The 20,819-nt window shown below is 68.5% G+C and carries 19 protein-coding genes and 1 tRNA gene; 9 read left to right on the top strand and 11 right to left on the bottom strand.

What is annotated here, in order from left to right:
* Positions 1-253: 253 nt before the first annotated feature.
* Positions 254-1,405 (bottom strand): DUF4097 domain-containing protein, encoded by a 1,152-nt coding sequence (locus tag K2R93_12645; GenBank protein ID MBY0490682.1) that lies wholly within the window; start codon positions 1,403-1,405, stop codon positions 254-256.
* A gap of 150 nt (positions 1,406-1,555) precedes the next feature.
* Here K2R93_12645 and K2R93_12640 point away from each other — a divergent pair, with 150 nt between their 5' ends.
* Positions 1,556-2,803: a Zn-dependent exopeptidase M28 gene (locus tag K2R93_12640; protein MBY0490681.1), complete on the top strand. Its 1,248-nt coding sequence runs from the start codon at positions 1,556-1,558 to the stop codon at positions 2,801-2,803.
* On the opposite strand, the gene K2R93_12635 is transcribed toward K2R93_12640, so the two are convergent.
* Both K2R93_12635 and K2R93_12630 read right to left on the bottom strand, forming a co-directional pair.
* Positions 2,793-4,295: an amidase gene (locus tag K2R93_12635; GenBank protein ID MBY0490680.1), complete on the bottom strand. Its 1,503-nt coding sequence runs from the start codon at positions 4,293-4,295 to the stop codon at positions 2,793-2,795. The two genes, K2R93_12640 and K2R93_12635, sit on opposite strands and share 11 nt — an antisense overlap.
* Before the next feature lie 42 nt (positions 4,296-4,337).
* Positions 4,338-4,691, bottom strand: coding sequence for a DCC1-like thiol-disulfide oxidoreductase family protein (locus K2R93_12630; GenBank protein ID MBY0490679.1), 354 nt, complete (start codon positions 4,689-4,691; stop codon positions 4,338-4,340).
* A 173-nt stretch (positions 4,692-4,864) separates the two neighbouring features.
* On the opposite strand from K2R93_12630, the gene K2R93_12625 reads away from it, so the two are divergent.
* The 3 genes from K2R93_12625 to K2R93_12615 are packed head-to-tail and all read left to right on the top strand — an operon-like array spanning position 4,865 to position 10,384.
* A complete protein-coding gene (locus K2R93_12625; protein ID MBY0490678.1) occupies positions 4,865-6,448 on the top strand; it encodes a family 10 glycosylhydrolase in 1,584 nt (527 codons plus the stop codon).
* The gene (locus tag K2R93_12620) at positions 6,448-8,352 is read left to right on the top strand and encodes an ATP-binding cassette domain-containing protein (protein MBY0490677.1); all 1,905 of its coding nucleotides are present in this window, start codon (positions 6,448-6,450) and stop codon (positions 8,350-8,352) included. Before K2R93_12625 ends, K2R93_12620 begins: the two co-directional genes overlap by 1 nt.
* 37 nt (positions 8,353-8,389) lie before the next feature.
* Positions 8,390-10,384, top strand: coding sequence for a DUF885 domain-containing protein (locus K2R93_12615; protein MBY0490676.1), 1,995 nt, complete (start codon positions 8,390-8,392; stop codon positions 10,382-10,384).
* A gap of 211 nt (positions 10,385-10,595) precedes the next feature.
* On the opposite strand, the gene K2R93_12610 is transcribed toward K2R93_12615, so the two are convergent.
* Positions 10,596-12,680 (bottom strand): prolyl oligopeptidase family serine peptidase, encoded by a 2,085-nt coding sequence (locus tag K2R93_12610; GenBank protein ID MBY0490675.1) that lies wholly within the window; start codon positions 12,678-12,680, stop codon positions 10,596-10,598.
* 299 nt (positions 12,681-12,979) lie between these two features.
* On the opposite strand from K2R93_12610, the gene rplS reads away from it, so the two are divergent.
* The 5 genes from rplS to K2R93_12585 all read left to right on the top strand — a co-directional run bounded on the left by rplS (position 12,980) and on the right by K2R93_12585 (position 15,989).
* Positions 12,980-13,342, top strand: a complete 363-nt coding sequence (gene rplS / locus K2R93_12605) for a 50S ribosomal protein L19 (GenBank protein ID MBY0490674.1) — start codon at positions 12,980-12,982, stop codon at positions 13,340-13,342.
* Between the two features lie 34 nt (positions 13,343-13,376).
* Complete coding sequence (locus K2R93_12600) at positions 13,377-14,048, top strand: ribonuclease HII (GenBank protein ID MBY0490673.1); 672 nt, start codon at positions 13,377-13,379, stop codon at positions 14,046-14,048.
* A complete protein-coding gene (locus tag K2R93_12595; protein ID MBY0490672.1) occupies positions 14,045-14,881 on the top strand; it encodes an SDR family oxidoreductase in 837 nt (278 codons plus the stop codon). The genes K2R93_12600 and K2R93_12595 overlap by 4 nt, the downstream gene beginning before the upstream one ends.
* Positions 14,882-15,158: 277 nt before the next feature.
* Positions 15,159-15,785 (top strand): OmpA family protein, encoded by a 627-nt coding sequence (locus tag K2R93_12590; GenBank protein MBY0490671.1) that lies wholly within the window; start codon positions 15,159-15,161, stop codon positions 15,783-15,785.
* A gap of 131 nt (positions 15,786-15,916) precedes the next feature.
* A tRNA-Lys gene (locus K2R93_12585) sits at positions 15,917-15,989 on the top strand.
* A gap of 45 nt (positions 15,990-16,034) precedes the next feature.
* Here K2R93_12585 and K2R93_12580 read toward each other — a convergent pair.
* From K2R93_12580 to K2R93_12550, 7 genes are all read right to left on the bottom strand, one after another.
* Complete coding sequence (locus tag K2R93_12580; protein ID MBY0490670.1) at positions 16,035-17,096, bottom strand: tyrosine-type recombinase/integrase; 1,062 nt, start codon at positions 17,094-17,096, stop codon at positions 16,035-16,037.
* Between the two features lie 274 nt (positions 17,097-17,370).
* On the bottom strand, positions 17,371-17,577 hold the full coding sequence (locus K2R93_12575; protein ID MBY0490669.1) for a hypothetical protein: 207 nt from the start codon (positions 17,575-17,577) through the stop codon (positions 17,371-17,373).
* Positions 17,574-18,599, bottom strand: coding sequence for a hypothetical protein (locus tag K2R93_12570; protein ID MBY0490668.1), 1,026 nt, complete (start codon positions 18,597-18,599; stop codon positions 17,574-17,576). Before K2R93_12570 ends, K2R93_12575 begins: the two co-directional genes overlap by 4 nt.
* A 2-nt stretch (positions 18,600-18,601) precedes the next feature.
* On the bottom strand, positions 18,602-19,093 hold the full coding sequence (locus K2R93_12565) for a DUF669 domain-containing protein (GenBank protein MBY0490667.1): 492 nt from the start codon (positions 19,091-19,093) through the stop codon (positions 18,602-18,604).
* Positions 19,094-19,095: 2 nt separating this feature from the next.
* On the bottom strand, positions 19,096-19,899 hold the full coding sequence (locus K2R93_12560) for an ATP-binding protein (protein MBY0490666.1): 804 nt from the start codon (positions 19,897-19,899) through the stop codon (positions 19,096-19,098).
* A complete protein-coding gene (locus K2R93_12555) occupies positions 19,899-20,408 on the bottom strand; it encodes a siphovirus Gp157 family protein (protein ID MBY0490665.1) in 510 nt (169 codons plus the stop codon). Before K2R93_12555 ends, K2R93_12560 begins: the two co-directional genes overlap by 1 nt.
* A complete protein-coding gene (locus K2R93_12550) occupies positions 20,405-20,803 on the bottom strand; it encodes a hypothetical protein (GenBank protein MBY0490664.1) in 399 nt (132 codons plus the stop codon). The genes K2R93_12555 and K2R93_12550 overlap by 4 nt, the downstream gene beginning before the upstream one ends.
* Between the last annotated feature and the right edge of the window lie 16 nt (positions 20,804-20,819).

The raw sequence follows: 20,819 nt of genomic DNA, 5'->3' as shown, positions 1-20,819 counted from the left end.
TGCAAGGCTTCGGTCATCCCGCTCATATCCGCTCTCACGAAAAAAGAAGCGCCCCACCGATGCTCGAAGCAGGGTGGGGCACTGATTGCGCGGCGCGACGGGAGGTCGCTACCAGCTCACGGAGCCTGCTTCGAAAGTCTTGGACTGTGAGACCGGCAGCAGAATCATCGAAGCACCAGAATCGCGAGGTCGCGTGGCGACGTGACAGCGGGATGGGCGATCCGTTGCGGATCGTCCGACAACCGAAAGTGCGTCAGGAGCCGGCGCGGCGCAAGCGGACGCCACCAGATCCGGTCTCGATGCGCAAGCGACCGCGACCGTCGCCGATCGTCCCACGCAGTGTGTTCCGCTCGACGCGCGTCGTGCGTACCGCAAAGTCGGTGGAGATGCCGCCGCTCCCGGTTTCGACGTCGACACTGCCGTCGTAGTTGCTCGGCAGCGCCACCGTGACTCGACCCGATCCCGACTCGATGCTCACGTTCCGCGGAGACGAGCGCAGGCTGAGATCCACGCCGCCGCTGCCGGCGTCGACGCTGATGTCATCACCGCTGGCATCGGCCAGCCGTACGCTCCCCGATCCGACATCGACCGTGAGGCGGCCGCAGGCGACGCCCGTGCCGGTGATGCCCCCCGAGCCCGTGTCGATGCGGCAGTCGTCGCTGCGCACGCCATCGAGCGCCACGCCACCCGAACCCACGTCAACGCTCAGCCGCGGGCCGCGCGCGTCGCGCACGTCCACGCCACCCGAGCCGGTATCGATGATCAGCACCCCACGCGTGCGATCGGTGACGACGCGCGCCGACGCCACATCGAGATGCAACTCGGCGTCTACATCGCTCGCGCGCAGTTCACCCACCAGCAGATTGGCGTCGAGCACCTGCCCATCGGGCACCAGCACGCGAATGTCCGCCCACGCTTCGAGGCCACTGCCGCTGCTCGTCACCTTCACGCGGCGACGCCCCGTCCATCCCCGTTCGCCGCCCCACGTTCCATCGTCGTTGATGGAGCTCGACGTGTTGCTGGTGCCCCAGTTTCGCCCCCAGCGACGGTCGCGTCCGCGATCATCGTCGCGGTTGCTCCCGCTGCCGCGATTCCAGTCCCGATACACGATGTCGTCATCCGGGTAGATCACGCGCAACGTGGGCTTGCCGCGCACGGTGCCCGTCTCGATGCGCAGCTTGCTCGCGTCGCGCCCGCGGCGGGTGATCTCGAACTCTACCTCGCGGCCACTACCATGCGCGATCTGGACGGTGCCGGCGATGTTGTAGAACGCCACCTCGCGGCCGCTCACGGTACGACGTTCGGTCTGCGCATGGAGCGCATGCCAGGCGGGGAGCGCCGACAGCGCCAGCGCGGCCAGCGAGCGGCGGCCGGACAGCGAGCGGGACAAAGGAACAAGGATCATGATGGATCCGGAAAAGGGTCGTTGGACAGGACGGCCCCCGGGACCGCAGGTTTCAGGGTCCGTGTGCCGCCAACGCTTCGACGGTGGTAGCCGTCTGCAGGGTTTGAAGGGTCTCGTTGCCTTCGTCCCACCCGCCTCTCCCATCTGCCCATGTCCCGCCGATCGCTGCTCGCCGTGGCGTTGCTCGCCACCCCCTCCCTGGGGTTCGCGCAGGGGAACGTCCTGCGCAACACCCCGGCCCCCATCGACTCCGCCGACCCGGTGGCGCTGATGGTGTCGCGCCTCGACCTCGAGAAGTACAAGGCCACGATCAAGGGGCTCACCGCCTTTGGCGACCGCCGGCAGGGCACCAAGCGCAATCGCGACGCCGTGGACTGGATCGAGGCGCAGCTCAAGAGCTACGGCTGCACCAACACCGAGCGCATCACCTACGAGTACAAGGCGCCGACCCCGCAGCCGCGCCCTGCGGGGGGAGCGGCACCGGCCGCGCCGGCCGCCAATACGGGCGTCAATCGTCCGGTGAACAACACCGCCGCCGGTGGTGGGCGGGCGCGCGGCGTGCGCACGCGCACCGGTGTGAACAGCGACTCGCTCCGCCAGCCCGATGCCCGCCTGCGCGCCCTCAACGCCGAGCCGAGCGTGGACGGCGAACGGCAGGAGGTCTACTGCACCAAGATCGGCACCACGCACCCCGAGGAGATGTACATCGTGGGTGGCCACATGGACGGCATCGGCTGGGGCGAGGCCGCCAACGACGACGCATCGGGCTCGGCCATCGTGATGGAGCTCGCGCGCATCTTCAGTGATCCGGCCGTGCAGACCGAGCGCTCCATCCGCTTCGTGCTCTGGAACAACGAAGAGAGTGGCCTCAATGGCGCGCGCGCCTATGTCGATCAGCGCGCCAAGCTGCAGGGCGTCGAGCAGCCCAAGGGCTCGGGCAAGTATCCCGAACCCAAGTGGCTCGGCATGATCCAGCACGACATGATGATGTTCGACCATGGCATGCCCAACCCCGATGGCACCATGCGCGCCGAGCAGCGCCCCGAGGCCGATGTGAACATCGAGTTCCAGTCAAACTCCAAGATGGCCAAGCAGAGTGCGGAGCTGGCGTGGTTCTTCCACACGTCCAACGAGAAGTACGCGACCGACTATCCGGCGCAGGTCGGTCCGCACATGACCAACACCGACTCCGGGCCGTTCCAGGATCTCATCCCGGCCATCAGCCTGCGTGAGAACGAGCGCGGCACACAGGTCGGCAGCGGCTGGGACCCGCACTGGCACCAGCCGACCGACCTGTTCAAGACGTTCACCGATGCCGACTTCCGCCTCGGGCTCAACGCGGCGCAGACCACGTTGGGTGCGGTGGGCAAGCTCGCGGGCGCGACGCTCAAGAAGTGACGCAGGCGGGAACGCGCGCGGCCCACGGTCGCGCGCGTTCCAATTGCCCCGCCACGCGAAACAGCGTGGCCTCGTCGCCAAACGGCGCGACGATCTGCGTCCCGATCGGCAGCCCCTGCGCGTTCCAGTAGAGCGGCACACTCATCGCCGGCTGCCCGGTCACGTTGAAGAGCGGCGTGTAGGGAATGAAGCCGAACACTTTCTTGGCCGTCTCATCGAGCAGCCCTGCGGCCTTGAGGACGCCACCCAGACCAAGCTTGCCGAACAGCGTGAGCGCCGCGCGCTCCGCGCTCGACGGCTGCAGCGCGCCGATGGGGAAGGGTGGTGCGCCCAGCGTGGGCGTGACGAGCAGATCGTAGCGCTGGTGAAAGGCGCCCATGGTGCGCCCCGCCTCCTGCAACTGGCGCGCGGCGACCGCGTAATCGCTGGCGCCATACGCTTGGCCCACGAGCCCAAGGGCCCACGTCGCGGCTTCCACATCATCGCTCCGAGGCGCGCGCTTGAGCTGTTGCCCCATCCACTCGATATCGGCGCGACACTCGCCCGCGACCACCGTGAGAAAGGCGCGCGACAGGCGATGGCCATCGATCTGTGGCTCGGCGCGCTCCACATGATGACCGAGTGACGCGAGCAGCGCCGCCGCATCGTCGAGTGCGGCAACACAGTCGGGATGCACCGTCTCGCCAAAGAACGGCGTGGTGGTCACCGCAATGCGCAGGGCGCCAGGCTCGCGGCTGACCTCATCAAAGAATGGCCCCTCCTGCGGCGGGCAGGCCACCGGCGTTCCCGCATCGGCACCCGCGGTGACATCCAGCATCGCCGCCGAGTCGCGCACGCTCACCGTGATGACATGCTCCTGCGCGAAGCCACGCCACGCATCGCCAATATCCGGCCCCGTGGGCATGCGCCCGCGAGTCGGCTTGATGCCGAAGACGCCGTTGCACGACGCCGGAATGCGAATCGAGCCGCCGCCGTCGCCGCCGTGGCCAATGGGTACGATGCGGGCGCCCACCGCGGCGCCTGAACCACCACTCGATCCACCGGTCGTGCGCGACACATCCCACGGATTGCGCGCCGCCCCGAGCGCTTCGCTTTCGGTGAAGGGCGTGAGCCCGAACTCCGGCGTGTTCGATTTACCGATGAACACCGCACCGGCCTTCCGATAGCGCGCCACAAGCTCGGTGTCATGATCGGGCACCACCTGCTGCAGGGGCCGCGTGCCGTGGCTGGTGGGCACGCCGGCAATGGTGGCCTGCAGGTCCTTGATCGCCATCGGCACACCAGCGAACGGCGACTGCCGGTTGACCCGCGCCGCCATGTCGCGCGCCAGATCATCGAGCGGCCGCACGATGGCGTTGAGCGCCGGATTGCGCGCCGCCACGCGGGCGAGCGCGGCTTCGGTGACCTCAGCGGCTGAGACCTCGCCGCGTCGCACGAGATCCGCGAGCGCGAGGCCGTCGAGGTGGTCGTATTCGGGGAAGGGAAGCGACATGCCTACAAGCTTCCCGGCCGACGAGGGATCGGCTAGGGCTCCCTACTCGAGAAAGCGCGCGCGCTCGCTGGCCGTGGGGATCAGGCAGGCCTCGCCGGCGAGGCGGTGCCGGTTCCGGGCAACGGCGTTGTAGACGGCATCGCGCAGCGGGCGCGGCACCCACCGGCCAATCGCGCCGAGCACCCCCCACCAGCCGCCCAGATGGCGCAGCACGGCCAGCCCGGCCGCGCTGCGTACCAGCGTGACGTCACGAGCTGGGTCATACCAGATCACCGAATCCACCCCGTTGAGCGACGGGTGCGCCAGACGCACCTGCTGGCCGAAGGTGCCCTGTAACGGGGCAAAGCGGAGGCCCGCTCGCCGCGTCGGTGCCTCTCGGGCGAGCACGAACTGCACGCTCCGGGCGCAGAACCCGCAGTCGCCATCGTACAGCAGGACGGGTGTAGTGCCAGGGGGTGCAGTCAGGTCTGCGGTCTCGACGATGCCCATATGGTCTCTGTAGCGTAGGCGGGTCGCGCCGCGGTGGCTAGACTTGGAGAGCGTCTTTCCAGTCCTCTGATCGCCTGCGTATGCGCTCCCGCCTTCGTCGTTTCCTCACGCTTGTCACGGTGGCCGCCGCCGGGCCGCTCACGGCGCAATCGGCGCCAGAGGCGCCCCCGGCCATCCCCCGCGAGTTCCGCGGCGCCTGGGTCGCCTCCGTCGCCAACATCGACTGGCCGTCCAAGCCCGGGCTCACGGCGTGGGAGCAGCAGGCCGAGCTCCTCGCCATGCTCGACCGGGCGCGGGTCATGCGCCTCAATGCCATTCTGCTGCAGATCCGCCCCGCGGCCGACGCACTCTACGACTCGCCGTACGAGCCGTGGTCGTCGTACCTCACCGGCGTGGAGGGGCGCGCGCCGGAGCCCTACTACGATCCGCTCACCTTTGCCGTGAAGGCGGCGCATGAGCGCGGCCTCGAGCTGCATGCGTGGTTCAATCCCTATCGCGCCCGGCACCCGAGCGCCAAGGGGCCGCACGCGCGCACCCATGTCACCGTGCAGCACCCGAGCTGGGTGCGCCGCTACGGCCAGTACGAGTGGATGGACCCGGGGGTCCCCGCCGTGCTCGCACACACGGTGAAGGTCATGCTCGATGTGGTGAAGCGCTACGACGTGGATGGCATCCATGTGGACGACTACTTCTACCCGTACCCGGAGTCGAAGGACAGCGTGGAGGTCCCGTTCCCCGACAGCGCGAGCTACGCGGCGTACCGGAAGCGTGGCGGCACGCTCGGCCTGTCCGACTGGCGGCGCCACAACGTCGATGAATTCGTGCGCCTGTTGTACGAAGGCACCAAGCGCGTGAAGCCGTGGGTGAAAGTGGGGATCAGCCCGTTCGGCATCTGGCGCCCGGGCTATCCGGCGAGCATCAAGGGGTTCGACTCGTACGAAAAGCTCGCCGGCGACTCCAAGAAGTGGATCAACGAAGGGTGGGTGGACTACTTCACGCCGCAACTCTACTGGCCCATCGCACAGACCGCGCAGAGCTATCCGGTGCTGCTCGATTGGTGGATCAGCGAGAACACCAAGGGGCGCCATATGTGGCCCGGGCATAACTCGTCGCGCGCCGCGCAGGGCGGTGCCGCGTGGGGCCCCGATGAGTTGAACAATCAGGTCCGCGCCACACGCGCCGCCGCCGCGAACCGCGCGGGTGTTGCCGCGACCGGCGACATTTTCTTCAGCATGCGATCGCTCATGCCGGTGGCCGGCCCCACGCGCAATCCCGTCGCCGTCGGTGTCGCCACGCAGCCGCCGGCACAGGCCGCCGCGCAGGCGATGGCCGACAAGCTCGTCACCGAGCTGTACCCTGAGGCCGCGCTCGTGCCCGCGTCGCCGTGGCTCGGCAATGCGGCACCGCCGGCGCCCACCGCGCGCGTGCGCCGCGACAGTGTGTCGGGCGAGGATGTCCTCACCGTCACGCCGGGCCCCACCGCGCGCTGGATCACCGTGCGCATCGCCCGCAACGGGACGTGGACGTCGCAGGTGCTGCCCGCCACCTTCCGCCGCCTCACTATCGGCAGTGCCGACGCCGCGCCGGCGGATCAGATCGTGGTCACCGTGGTGAACCGCACCGGCATCGAAAGCCGCCCGGTGACCATCCGGGGCGTGAAGTAGTGGCGCTCGTCTCGCTGCAGGATGTGACGGTGGCCTTTGGTGGCCCGCCGGTGCTCGATCATGCCGACTTCGCCATCGCCAGCGGCGAACGCGTCTGCGTGCTGGGGCGCAACGGCGCCGGCAAGACGACGTTCATGCAGGTGCTCGAGGGCACCCTCACGCCCGACAGCGGCCTTGTGGTGCGCCAGGGCGGCATCCGCATGGCGCGCCTCGAGCAGGATGTCCCGCGCACCCTCACCGGCTCCATGTTCGATGTCGCGGCCACGGGCCTCGGCGCACAGGGTGCGCTCCTCACCGCGTATCATGCCGCGTCGGTGCGGGTGAGTACCGATCACTCTGACAGCGCGCTCAAGGAACTCGATCGCCTGCATCGCCAGATCGACGCTGCCGACGCCTGGCAGCTCCACCTGCGCGTGGAGACGGTGCTGCAGCATCTAAACCTCGATCCCGATGCGCGCATCGAGCAGGCCAGCGGTGGGCGCACACGCCAGGCGCTCCTCGCGCGCGCTCTCGTGGCTGCACCGGATGTGCTGCTCCTCGACGAGCCCACCAACCACCTCGACATCGATGCCATCGAGTGGATGGAGCAGTACCTCATCGACGCCGGGATCTCATTGGTGTTCGTGACCCACGATCGCGCGTTCCTGCGCCGCGTGGCCACGCGCATCGTAGAGCTCGACCGCGGCCGCCTGCAGGACTTCGGTCCGACCTATGAGACGTACCTCGAGCGCAAGGAGCAGATGCTCCACGCCGAGGAGAAGGGATGGGAAGAGTTCGACCGCAAGCTGGCGCAGGAAGAGATCTGGGTGGGCACCAGCATCACCGCGCGCCGCACGCGCAACGAAGGGCGCCTGCGCGCATTGCAGGACATGCGAAAGGAGCGCGCCGAACGGCGCACGCGCCAGGGCACGACCCGCGCGACGGTGCAGGAGGCCGATCGCTCCGGGCGTTTGGTGCTTGAAGCGCAGGGGCTCACCTTTGGGCACGGCGACAAGCCCATCGTGCGCGACTTCAGTACCACCATCATGCGCGGCGACCGCGTGGGGCTCATCGGCCCGAACGGCACCGGCAAGACCACGCTGCTCAAACTCCTGCTTGGCGAACTCGAGCCGCAGGCGGGGAGTATCCGCCACGGGACCAATCTCGAGATCGCCTACTTCGACCAGCTGCGCGAACAGCTCGATCCCGAGCGCACCGTCTTCGATTCCACCGGCGACGGCAGCGAGTGGGTGCTGGTGGGCACCGAGCGCAAGCATGTGAATGGCTACCTGCGCGACTTCCTGTTCAGCAGCGAGCGGGCGCGGACGCCGGTGCGTGCGCTGAGCGGTGGGGAGCGCAATCGCCTGCTGCTGGCGCGGCTCTTTACGCGCCGCTTCAACGTGCTGGTGCTGGATGAGCCCACCAACGATCTCGATCTCGAAACGCTGGAGGTACTCGAGCAGCTGCTCGTAAACTTCAGCGGCACGCTGCTCATGGTCTCGCACGACCGCGCGTTCCTCGACGCCGTGGTCACCAGCACGCTGGCCTTTGAAGGGAAGGGGATCGTGCGCGAGTACGTGGGCGGCTACACCGACTGGCTGCGGCAGCGGCCCGAACCGGTGGCGCCCGCGCCCGTGAAGGCCCCCGCCAAAGCGGCCCCCGAGCCGGCCGCCCCTAGGCCCAAGAAGCGCAAGCTGACCTACAAGGAAACCAGGGAGCTCGAAGCGCTCCCCGACCAGATCGCGGCGGCCGAAGCGGCGCATGCCGCGCTCACCGCCCAACTCACCGATCCGGCGGTCCTGCGTGATGGGCTGCGCGTCATCGCCATCCAGAAGGACGTCGCCGCACGCGAAGCCGAGCTGGAACAGCTGATGGCCCGGTGGGAGGAGCTGGAAACGATTGCCGCGGAGGCGGCTGGGGGCTAAGGTTGCGCGTCCCCTTCCACCCGTGGAGAGCTGTGCCATGCGCGCTGGTGCGCCCCGTTTCCGTTCGCTGCTCACCGTCCTCGGCGGGCTTGCCCTCCCCGCCGCGGCCTCCGCCCAGATGGCCGGCATTCCGGCCTCCACACGGCAGACCTTCCCGAGCGATCCGGCGGCCAGCGTGCCGTCGCTCTCGAGCATCCTGAACAACACCACCAGCGAACTCGCCGAAGCGGTCTCCCGCTATTCGGCTGATGCCAGTTCGCTGGGGCGCCACTACGACACCCCCGATTCGCCGTCGCAGCGCGCGCGTCTCAAGGGGCTCTACACCATGTGGCGGAAGCGGCTCGCCGAAGCCGACTTCAGCAAGCTCTCGCAGGAAGGGAAGGTCGATTACGTCCTCCTCGACAACCACCTGCGCTATCAGCTCGAGCTCATGGACCGCGAAGACAAGCAGCGCGCCGAAACCGCGCCGCTCATGCCCTTCGCGGGTCGCCTGCTCAAGTTGCAGGAAGACCGCCGCGACCTGATCTCCATCAACAGCCAGGCGGCGGCGCACACACTGGCCGAGGTCACCAAGCAGGTCGACAGCCTGCGCGCGCTCATCGAAGTCCCGGCCCCCGGCGGCCGCGGCAATGGTAGCGGCAATGGCAACGGCGCCGCCGACAGTGCCTCGCGCGCGCCGCGCGCCCAGGCGCCCAAGGTGAACCGCACCGTCGCCAACCGCGCCGCCGACGATATCGACCAGCTGCGCACCACGCTGGGGCGCTGGTATCGCTTCTACAACGGCTTCGATCCGCTCTTTACCTGGTGGGCGCAGAACCCATACACGCGGCTCGATCAGTCGCTGCAGCGCTATGCGCAGGTCATTCGCCAGCGGCTCGTGGGCATTCAGGTGGCGGCCACTCCCGCGGCGGCGCCGGCCGGTGGTGCACCGCAGGGCGGCCGCGGTGGCGGCGACAGCGCCCCGCGCAACGCGGCCCAGGCCAATGAGCCCATCATCGGCGACCCGATCGGCGCCGACGGGCTCGCGATGGACCTCCGCCACGCGATGATCCCGTACACGCCCGAGGAGCTCATCGCACTGGCCGAGCGCGAGTACGCGTTCAGTGAGGCCGAAGCCAAGAAGGCCGCGAAGCAGATGGGCTTCGGTGACGACTGGAAGGCCGCGATGGAGAAGGTCAAACAGGCCTATGTCGAGCCGGGCAAGCAGCCGGATCTCATTCGCGATCTTGCGAATGAGGCCGAGGCGTTCTTCGACAAGCATGACTGGGTCACGATCCCCGCGCTCGCGCGGGAGGACTGGACCATGGAGATGCTCTCCCCCGAGCGGCAGCGGGTGAGCCCGTTCTTCCTCGGCGGCGATCAGATCCTCGTGTCGTATCCCACGAGCGACATGACCGACGAAGAGAAGATGATGAGCATGCGCGGCAACAACCCGCACTTCTCACGCGCCACGGTATTCCACGAGCTCAACCCCGGCCATCACCTGCAGGGCTTCATGTCGGCGCGCTACAACAGCCATCGCCGCCTGTTCTCGACGCCCTTCTGGAACGAAGGGCAGAGCCTCTATTGGGAAATGTTCCTCTGGGATCACGACTTTCACGTGCGCCCGGAAGACCGCCTCGGCGCGCTCGCGTGGCGCATGCATCGCAGCGCGCGCATCGTGTTCTCGCTCTCGTTCCACCTCGGCAAGATGACGCCCGAGCAGTGCATCGAGTATCTGGTGGACAAGGTGCCGTTCGAACGCGCGAATTCCGAAGCCGAAGTGCGCCGCTCCTTCAATGGCAGCTACTCGCCCATTTATCAGGCGGCGTATATGCTGGGCGGCCTGCAGCTGCGCGCGCTGCACAAGGAGCTGGTGGACTCGAAGAAGATGACCGACCGCCAGTTCCACGACGCGGTGTTGCAGGGCGGCCCGATGCCGATCGCGATGGTGCGCGCGCGCCTCGCCAAAACGCCGCTCACGCGCGACGGTGCGGCGCCGTGGAAGTTCATCGAGGAACTGCCGGCGCCTCGGCCGTTTCCGGTGCGCTGAGGCGGGCGCTTGTAGCGGCTGATGGCATGTAAACAGCTGGTGCTCGCTTCGCTCGCGAGCAACGGGGGGACGGGGGGATCCGAGCGAGGCCTGCGGGGGCGGTGCTGTTCAAAAGTTTTCTTTTTTGATTTTTGAATCGCGCGATGCCCCCATTCACCCGCACGGCTCCCCCCGTCTCCCCGTTGCTCGCGAGCGCAGCGAGCACCAGCTGTTAGCGATCTACCGGCCGCGAAAAAGCAGGCGTCACACCAAGCTCAGAAAAGACGAACGCATACACATCGGCCGTCTCCTCGATCTGCTTGGTCAGCGACGACGCCCCGTGGCCGGACTTGACCTCGACGCGGATCAGCACCGGGTTCTCCCCCGCGTGCGCCGCCTGCAGGCGCGCCGCGAACTTGAAGGAGTGCGCCGGGACCACGCGGTCGTCGTGATCGGCCGTGGTGATGAGCGTGCTCGGGTAGCGCACGCCGTCCCGCAGATTGTGGAGCGGTGAGTACGCGTACAGGTACCGGAACCCCTCCGGATCGTCGCTCGAGCCATAGTCGGCGATCCAGTTCCACCCGATCGTGAAGGTGTGGAAGCGGAGCATGTCCATCACGCCCACCGCCGGCAGCGCCACGCGCGCGAGCTCCGGGCGCTGGGTCATGATGGCGCCCACCAGCAGGCCGCCGTTCGAGCCGCCCTGAATGGCCAACTTCTCGGAGCGGGTGTAGCCGTTGGCGAAGAGCCACTCTGCCACCGCGATGAAGTCGTCGAAGACGTTCTGCTTCTTCTCCTTCATGCCGGCCTGGTGCCACGCTTCACCGTATTCGCCGCCGCCGCGCAGGTTGGCCTGCACGTACACGCCCCCCTGCTCGAGGAAGCCGATGCGGAGCGCGCTGAACTGCGGCGGCAGGACCACGTTGAACCCGCCGTAGCCGTAGAGCAGCGTCGGGTTGTTGCCATCGAGCACGAGCCCCTTCTTGCACACGATGAACGCCGGCACCTGGGTGCCGTCCTTGCTCGTCGCGAAGATCTGCCGCGTTTCGAATTGCGTCGGATCGAACGGCAGCGCCACGGCGCGATACACCGTGCTTTCGCCGGTCGCGATCGCGTACCGATAGACCGTGGCCGGCGCCGTGAAGCTCGTGAACGTGTAAAAGACGTGGGTGGCGTCGTGCTCTCCGCCAAAGCCCATGGCCGTCCCCAGTCCGGGGAGGGCCACATCGCGCTCCAACGTGCCGTCGTAGCGGTGCACGCGGACGCGCGTGGTCACGTCGTGCAGATAACTGGCAAAGATGCGCCCGCCCGCCAGCGACGCGCTTTCGAGCGGCTCCGGCAATTCCGGAATGACCGTGACCCACCGCGATTCCTCGGCGGCCGCCGGGTCGATCCGCACGATGCGCTGATTTGGCGCCCCACGGTTGGTGAGCACGAGCAGCGCGTCGCCATCGTTGTCGAGCACGCCCATCTGGTCATCGAAGTCGCGCCAGAGCGGCGTCCACGGCGCGTCGGGCACGCGCAGATCCTTCACCCAGAGCGCGTTGCCGTCTTTCCCCTGGCCGCGGTCGCTGATGGACAGCACCGCGTAGCGCTCATCTTCGGTGGTCCCCACGATGTGGAAGCGCTGGGTGTGCTCGGTGTCCTGATACACGAGCACATCCTCGGCCTGCGTCGTCCCGAGGCGGTGGTACCAGACCTGGTGGTCATCGTTCACCGCCGAGAACTCGCCCTCGTCAGGCCCCGGCTCGGGGTACCGGCTATAGAAGAAGCCGTCGCCGTGCCACGCGATCCCCGAGACCTTGACCCACTTCACCAGGTCCGGGAGCTCCTGCCGGGTGGCCAGGTCGATCACCTTGATCTCCTGCCAGTCCGAGCCGGCGTGACTCACCATGTAAGCGATGTACCGGGCCTGCCGGTCGAAGGTGAGCCCCTGGGCGCGGGTCGTGCCGTCGGCGGACAGGGAGTTCGGGTCGAGGAGCAGCTCCGGCTCGCCGGCCTCCCCCCGCTGGAGGTAGTAGACGGGCTGGTTCTGGAGCCCGTCGTTCTTGGCAAAAAGGAGCCAGGGGCCCTTCTGCTCCGGGGCGGACGACCGGGGGTAGTTCACCAGGGTGGTCAGCCGGTCCCGGAGCGCGTCCCGGAAGGGAATCGCCCCCAGCACCCCGAAGGTCACCCGGTTCTGGGCCTCGACCCAGGCGGCGGTCTCCTCGGATCGGTCGTCCTCGAGCCAGCGGTACGGGTCCGGGACGGGTGTCCCGTGGTAGTGGTCGATCGTCTCGTCCCGGCGGGTGGCCGGATAGGGCAGCGGTCCAGTCATGCTGGGATAGTACCGGGGAAGCCCACTGGCGTCCAAGTCCAAGACCCGTCTATATTTGAAAGCTCCCCCGGAAAACTGGGGGAGGGAACAGTCCTGAGGTCAGGCCGGCATTCGCCGGAACCCGCCTCGGTGGCGATGCCACGACGGTTCTGGTCGGGAGACTTCGCTCCCGGTCCCGCGTCGCAGGCCTCTCGCACCGATTCGACTGCCGGTTCGCGCGCATCACGTGCGCGCGGTGGCAGCAGTCGGCTCCGCAATTTTGAACCGGGCCACGCCACACCGGCCCCGGAGAGTGACCGATGCATCCGTTTATCGAGACCCAGAAGGAGTGGATGAAGGAAATCCCGCCGTTCCGCGCCGGTGACACGGTGCGCGTGAACGTGCGCGTCAAGGAAGGCGACAAGGAGCGCCTCCAGGCCTTCGAAGGGATCTGCATCGCCCGCCGTGGTGCCGGCATCAGCGAGACGTTCACCGTCCGCAAGGTGTCGAACGGTGTGGGTGTTGAGCGCATCTTCCCGGTGCACAGCCCGATGCTCGAGAGCATCACGGTCGTGCGTCGTGGTGCGGTGCGCCGTGCCAAGCTGTACTACCTGCGCGATGTGACGGGCAAGGCCGCCCGCATCAAGGAGCGCAAGGTCGTTCGCCCCTCGGGCGACAAGTAAGACACCGCCGGACCCGCCGAAAGGCGCGCCGAACGTGGCTCGCTGGAGCCCGATCGAGCGAACGCTGCGCGAGCAGCACGGTCCGTGGCTGGTCGGCGTGGATGAAGTCGGACGGGGCCCGCTTGCGGGCCCCGTCGTCGCTTGTGCCGTGGTCATGCCGCCCGACAAGCGCGCTATCGCCGGGGTCAACGACTCCAAGCAGCTCGATCACGCCACCCGCGTGGAACTCGCCGCGCGCATCCGCGAACACGCCCTCGCCATCAGCGTCGGCGCCGCCAGCGCCCGCGAAGTCGATCGCATCAACATCTACCACGCCACCGTCCTCGCCATGCGGCGGGCGCTGGCGCGCATCCCGACCCGGCTCGGCGGCGTTCCGCATCACGTCCTGGTGGACGGCAAGCCGCTGCGCACCCTGGGCCATGTGCACACGGCGGTGGTGAAGGGCGACGCCAAGTGCTACGCCATCGCCTGCGCCTCCATCATCGCCAAGGTCACCCGTGACCGGCTCATGACGGCACTCGCCCAGCGATACGAGGGCTATGGCTGGGAGCGCAACAGCGCCTATGGCACCCCCGAGCATCGCCGGGCCCTCGCGGAACGCGGGCTCACGCCGCATCATCGGCGAAGCTTCTGTCTCGACGCGCAGGTCGATCTGCTCGCGGCGATCGAGGCGCTCGACCCGCCCACCTCTGTGGAGTCCGCATGACTGATCCGCTTGCCGTCTTTCGCCCCGGCCTCCTCGACGGCCAGGTCGCCCTCGTCACCGGCGGCGGTACCGGCATCGGCCTGGGCATCTCCGAGCTGCTCGCCGAGCTCGGCGCGCACGTCGTGATCGCGAGCCGCAAGCCCGATCACCTCGAGGCGGCGCTCGCCGCCATCACGGCGCGCGGTCACCAGGCGAGTGCCGTGCAACTCGACGTGCGCGATCAGGAGAAGGTGAAGACCGCCATCGATGCCATCGCCGCCGAGCGCGGGCGCATCGATCTGCTCGTCAACAATGCCGCGGGTAACTTCTACGCGCCCAGCGCGACGCTGTCGCCGAACGCCTGGAAGGCCGTGCTCGAGATCGATCTCTACGGCACCTTCTACTGCTCGCAGGCGGTGTACCCGCATATGGCGAAGCAGGGGGGCGGGCGCATCGTGAGCACCAGCATGACGCTGCACTATCGCGGCTGGCCACTCATGGCGCACGCCACCGCCGCCAAGGCCGGGGTGGATGCGCTGACGCGCACGCTGGCCGTGGAGTGGGCCCCGCAGCGGATTCGCGTGAATGCCATCGCCCCGGGCCCGATTCCCACCGAGGGCGTGAAGAAGGCGTTCACGCCGCCGGCCGACAGTGGCGTCCCCGACGTGTTCGCGGCTGCCGAGCAGAAGATGGCCGAGTACGCCGCGAAGGGCATCCCGCTCGGCCGGTGGGGCACACCCCGCGACATCGCCAACATGGTGGCGTTTCTCGCCTCGCCCGCGGGCGATTGGATCACCGGATCGATCTTCGTGGTCGACGGCGGTGAGTGGCTCGCGAAGGCCCCAACGGGCTGACGCAGCCGAATGGCTGAGCGGCGGGCGCGCGAGTCGGGACGAATCCGGTGATTGCGCGCACGACCCAATGCAATTGCCATCAAGACGCGTGATGACAGTCACTTCGCCAACGACTTCGGTGCGATGACTTTCCTGCCGTGGTTCGCGATGTGCACGGTATGATGCCGGCAGCGCGATGCGAGCCAGGCGAGCGATCCGAACGGAGTCGGATGCTTCGCTCCTCATCACGACCATGACAGCGAGGGCAGGACACATGCGACAGGCACGGTTTGTGGCCATGACGCTTTTGGCAGCGAGCACGCTCAGCGCGTGTGCCACCAAGGGGTTCGTTCGCAAGGGGCTCGATGAACAGCGCGTCGCGTTGGACGCCGAGCGTTCGCAGCGGGCGCAGGGCGACAGTGCGTTGCGGGGGGACGTGAACGGGCTGCGCACGGATCTGAACGCGCTGCGCAATGATCTCGCGACGCTGCGCAATGAGTTCGGCGCGAAGATCACGGCCATGGAAGGCCAGGTCTCGTTCGCGATGCCGGTGCACTTCCAGTTCGACGATGCCGCGGTGCGCAATCAGGATCAGGCGGCGCTCGAGAAGTTCGCCAAGGTCGCACAGACGCATTACAAGGGCTCCACGATCACGATTGAAGGCTTTGCCGATCCCGCGGGCTCGCAGGCCTACAATCTCCGCCTCTCGCGTGAGCGCGCGGATGCGGTGCGCGACTTCCTCGTGAGCAAGGGGATGGACGGCGCGGTGCTGCGTACAGTGGGCTATGGCAAGACGCGTCTCGTACGCCCGAATGCGGCGCGTGATGCCGACGGCGCGGAGCTCAACCGCCGCGTGACGTTCGTGGTCGAGACGCCGGCCGGCGCGACGGCGGCGACGGTGGCCGCGATCAGCGGTCAGCAGTAATCGCGACGCAGTCCACGCCCGCACGGGCGGCCACGGGGGACATCGCCAACATCACGGCGGTGTCCCCCGTTGACCGTCTGCGCCGATCGGGTGATCCTTCTCCCAGCGTGGCCGGGCAGGAGACGGCCGCCGACCGGGTAGCTCAGTCGGTAGAGCAGCGGACTTTTAATCCGTAGGTCGTGGGTTCGATCCCCACCCCGGTCATTGGTCGGTCGTGTCCCGCGTGGACACGGTCTGGCACACAGGGCATCAGTCCTCCGAAAGATTGAGGGCGCCGGCGAGGCCTTTGGCCACCGACGCCAGGTTGCCCGACTTGGTGTAGCGGCGCGTCGTCGCGGCCTGCGTGTGCCGCAACGAGACCTGCACAAACGCCTCCGGGACGCCTTCCGCGACCGCCCACTGGCCGTGCGCATGGCGCAGGTCGTGGAGGCGCAGCGTGCGCGGCAGCTCGGCCGCGACGACGGCGTCCTTGAACAGCTTGACGAACTGGCGATAGCGCACCGGCGACGGCACGCCGAACTCGACCCAGTGCCAGAGCGACGGGTCGATCGACACGCGGCCGGCCGCGGCTTTGGTCTTCGTGCCGGGCACGGCGATTTCGTGCGTCGCGGGCAGGAGATGCGTCTCGTCACAGGCGAGATACTCGCCCATGCGCATCCCGCTCAGCACGAGCGTCATGAGCGGCGCGCGCAGGTCTTCGCGCGCGTGTTCGAGGATCGTGAGAAACTGCGCCGGCGTGAGATCGGTGACGCGCTCCGCTTCCTGCTGCGTCGGGATGCGCTCGAGGATGGCATGGCGCATCGGGTGCCACTTGCCGCCGAGCACGAGGCTCAGAAACCGCGACACGAAGCGCCGCAGGTGCATCCAGTCGGACGGGCCGCCCGGCCACACCTCGAGGAGCGCCTCCCAGTCGATCGTCTGCAGATCCCGCACGCGCAGCGACTCCGCGCCTTCCAGGCGCGCGCGGAGCTGCTGACTGCTGAGCGTATACCGCAATCGCGTCGCGTCCGCCCGCCCCATGCGCGGGAGCGTGGCCTCGACGAGATCCCAGAGCGGCTGCGAGAGCACGAGCTGCGCCTTCAACCCGGCGCCGGCCAGCCCGTACTCGCGCGCGTGCGCTTCCACGACTTCGATCGGCAGCGTGCCCGCCTGCAGCGCGAGCAGCACCTCGAGCTGCGCGTCGGCGATCAGCTGGTCCACCAACCGCTCCCGCCGCGCGATCACCTTCGGATCGCGCGACTGGGCGTTGATGTAGAGCATCTCGATGCCGAAGCGCGCCAGGCGCCGGCGAATGCGATGGGCGCGCGTCATGCCACCCGCCGGCGAGTCACGGTGGTGCAGAACTCATCAAAGTCGCGCACCGTTCCGCGTTCGGCGTGATTGCGCGGATTCATCCACGTGCCGGTATGCGGCCAAAAATCGTAAGCTGTCTGGCCCACGGTGACGCGCCAGTGGGCGCCATGATTCATGACGATTACCTGGTACGGCCACGCCCGTCGCTGTGCATCACAGCGAGCGTACCGAGCGCGTGCCTGTTGTTGGCGCTCCGACCGAAGCGCGTGCCAGATCTCTGCACTGTCGCCCATCATGCCACCCGCCGGCGCTGCGCGAAGAACGCCTCGACGTCGTCCTCGTAGAACTTCACGACGCCCCGCGCGATGTCCACGCGGGGGCGCACGTGTTCGCACACCCACCGCGTGGAGAGCATGGGGGTGCCATCCTCCCGGAGCAGATACCGCCGCTGCACTTCTTCCGGCGTGATCAGCTTGCCGCGCGGCGGGCTGCCCTTCATGCGGCCGCCCGCTGCGCGCCGTGCGCCTGGACGGCCTCGCGCACCAACACTTCTGGCGTCGCCCCGCGCGCGGCGAGGCCCGCTTCGAACGCCCGCTCCGCCGTCTCGCGCAGCACCGGCAGCACCGCGGCCGCCGCGTGTTCCGCGATGCCGCCCACGAGGCGCTCGAAGTCCGCCAGCTCGGCCAGGCGCCGCTCGACGACTTCGTCGTACGTCTCGCCTTCCCCGACCTCGACGTGGTTCTTGAGCGCCTTCACGACGGCCGTGCGCACGGTTGTCCCGACCACCCGCGTCACCGCGGCGAGCGGCGACTCGCCGGCGTTGAACGGCAGCACCGTCTGCGGTTGCAGCTGGGCGAGCAGGGCGTCCTTGATGTGCCGCGCCTCGCGCTGCAGCGCCTTCGCCTCCGCGTGGCGTCCCAGCTCGGTCAGCTTCTTTGCTTCCTTGTCGAGGTCCTCGGCGCGCCCGCTCAACGCGAGCGCCACCGACGCCACCTCGTCGCCCGACGTGAACGCGAGCTCGGTGATCTTCTTCGGGGCCGGCGTGTCTTCCGCCACCAGGGCGAGCTGCCCGCCTGCGTCGGCCGGCCCCGGCGCCTCCGCCGAATCGTCGCCGACGACGCCGTCCTTCGCCCAGTTCCGGATCGCCGCCACCGACGCGACGTCGTCCCGGAGCCGCACGGGCGTCTCGAACACCGACACCCCGGCGGCCAGGCACGCCGGCGGCACGAGCTCCGCGGCCGGCACGATCGGCTGGATGCGCTTCCCGTCGCGGACGTGCTCGGTCAGCCAAGAGATGCGCCGCGCGAACGCGACGACCGCGGCGCGCTCCGACTCCGACAGCGCCGCGAGCACGGCATCGATCACCTCGTGCGACTCGCGGCCCTCGACGCTCGTGAGCAGATCGGCGCGATCGAGCAGCGCGGCGGCACTGTCGCTCGCGTCGAAGTCCGCCGGCATCGCCATCGGGACCGCCGGCGCCGGGGCGGCCTTCGCCGCCCCCTTCTTCGTCTTCGTGGCCATGGTCAGCCCGCCTTCTTCATCCAGGGGGCCGTCCCGGGCGCCGCCGGGGCAGGCGTCGCCGCCGCGATCGGCTTCGCACTCGGCGTGGCCGCGACGAGACCGTCGAACTTCTTGTAGCCCTTGATCTCATTCATCGGGCCCCGCTCGCCCTGCTTCACCACCACGCGCGCCAGCACGGGGATGTTGTGGAGCTGCGCCGAGTCCGTCACCTTGAGCACCCCGGTCGCGTGGCAGATCGCCGAGAGCGTACGCTGCGCGATCTCGACCGCCTGCGTGTTCGGGTTCTGCAGGTTGAGGCGATCCCAGAGCTTCCGCCCCTTCATCGGGCCGTCGCACACGACGTGCGTGAGCTCGAGGAAGGCGCCGTCGCCCTTCTTCGTCTTCCTCCACTCCGACGCCTCGATGAGCACCGGGTAGTCGCCGTCCGGGAGGACGTCCATCGGGGTGGTTGGCTCCACCGTGGTCGCGTCGAATTCACCGCCAAACTGGGCCATCGTTACTCCTGCGTTGCGAGAGAAGGTGCGGCCTCGATCACCGGGGCCGGCGTGTAGCGCTCCGCCAGGAGCGCGAGGAACTGCGCCGCATCGAGCGGCATGACGGGCGGCATCTGGAACCGGTTCTTGGCTTCCCACGCGGGCCGCTCTTCGAGCGCGAGGAGGCGCTGTCCCGTCGACACGCCACGCACCGCCTTCTTGTTGAAGCCGAGATCGGTCGCGGTCGTGACGGTCTGCCAGTGCGCGAACCCGACGATGTCGGCCCACTCCTGCACGAGCGCCGAGGCGCGCTTGTGCAGCTTGATGCTGTAGCGGTCGTACGGTTCGACCGTCGGCGACTGGAACCGCGTCACCGCGGCGTGCGCGGTGCACACGATCGACATGCCGCGCTCCGCCTGGAGCGCATCGAGGCCGGTGAGCACTTCGGACCAAACCTTCTCGGCCTCGATGTAGCCCTTGCCGTAGTCCCACGACTCGATCGAGTCCTTGTTGTGCCGCTGCGCCGTCTCCTGCCACACGATCGGCTCCAGCCAGTCGAGCGAATCGAGCAGCAGCGTCTGCCGATCGTGCTCGCCCTGGTAAAGCGCGCCGATCGCCGTCATGAAGTCGTGGTACGTCTCCACGACTTTCGGGAAGCGCCGGATGCGGAGCGAACCGACGCCCGCTTCGGTCATCAGCAGGATCGCGTTCGGAAAGCCCGCGCCGAACGTGGTCTTGCCAACACCATGAGCCCCGTAAATCACGACCTTCGGCGGGGCAGGGACGATGTCCTCGACCACCGCGTCGAGCGAAAATGCCGGGTCCATCAGCGGATCCTCAGGTGATACGTGGGCGGGGCCAGCTCGACGCCCGGGATGGCGACGCCGGCCTCCAACGCCGACAGCAAGCCCTTCTTGTCCGGTTCGCGCACTTCGGGGATCACGCGCACGTACTCCGGCGGGAGCGCATCCGGCAGCACCGACACCGCGACGCTGTCCGGGTTCTTCTGCACCGCGAGCGTGAAGAGCGTCCCCTCGAGCTTCTTGCGGTCCGCCAGGAGCAGCGCCGTCACGGCGTACTCCTTCATCCACTTTACGCGCGACTCGAGGCGCTTCCGCCGGGCGGCGAGGCGCTCCTCTTCGATCTTGATCACCTCGACGCGCTGCTCGAGATCGCGCACGTAGCTGCCGAAGCCGTCCGCCTTGGCGACGAGCGCTTCCATGAGCGGCGTGTGCAGCGCTTCGTGCTCCGCACTCCACTCGCCGTCGTCCATCCCGACGAGATCGTCCAGGGCGCGCGCTTCGTCGCAGAGATCGTACAGAGAGAGCCCGGTCATGCGGCAATCCCCCAGTGCTGCACGTCCGGCGTGGCGGTCAAGGACTCCAGCAGCTTCGGGGCCTCGATGTCGAGCCACCACCGCACGTCCTCGAGCGAGGCGCACGTGTCGCTGGCGACGATGCGCTGCCAGCAGGCGCGCTCCGCGGCGGACGCGCGGTCGAGCAGGGCCGTGCGCGCCGCGTCCTGCGTGTGGCGATCGATGTCGGCGAGCGGCGCGCTGCGCCACGTCCACTGCACCCACGCGAGCGCTTCGATCACGCTCCCGAACCGCTGCAGCGCGACGTCGGCGAGCAACGTGCCCGCACGCCGGCCGCTCTCCACGAGCTGGTCGACAAGGTCCGGTCGATCATACGGCGAGTGGAACTGCGCGCCGTACGGATAGGCGAGCTTCATGCGACCCGCCGGCGCT

This window comes from Gemmatimonadaceae bacterium, assembly GCA_019752115.1.
In the GTDB taxonomy this organism is placed as follows: Bacteria; Gemmatimonadota; Gemmatimonadetes; order Gemmatimonadales; family Gemmatimonadaceae; genus Gemmatimonas.
The sequence above is the reverse complement of the archived record's forward strand: the minus strand, read 5'-3'. Positions and strand labels throughout refer to the sequence as shown.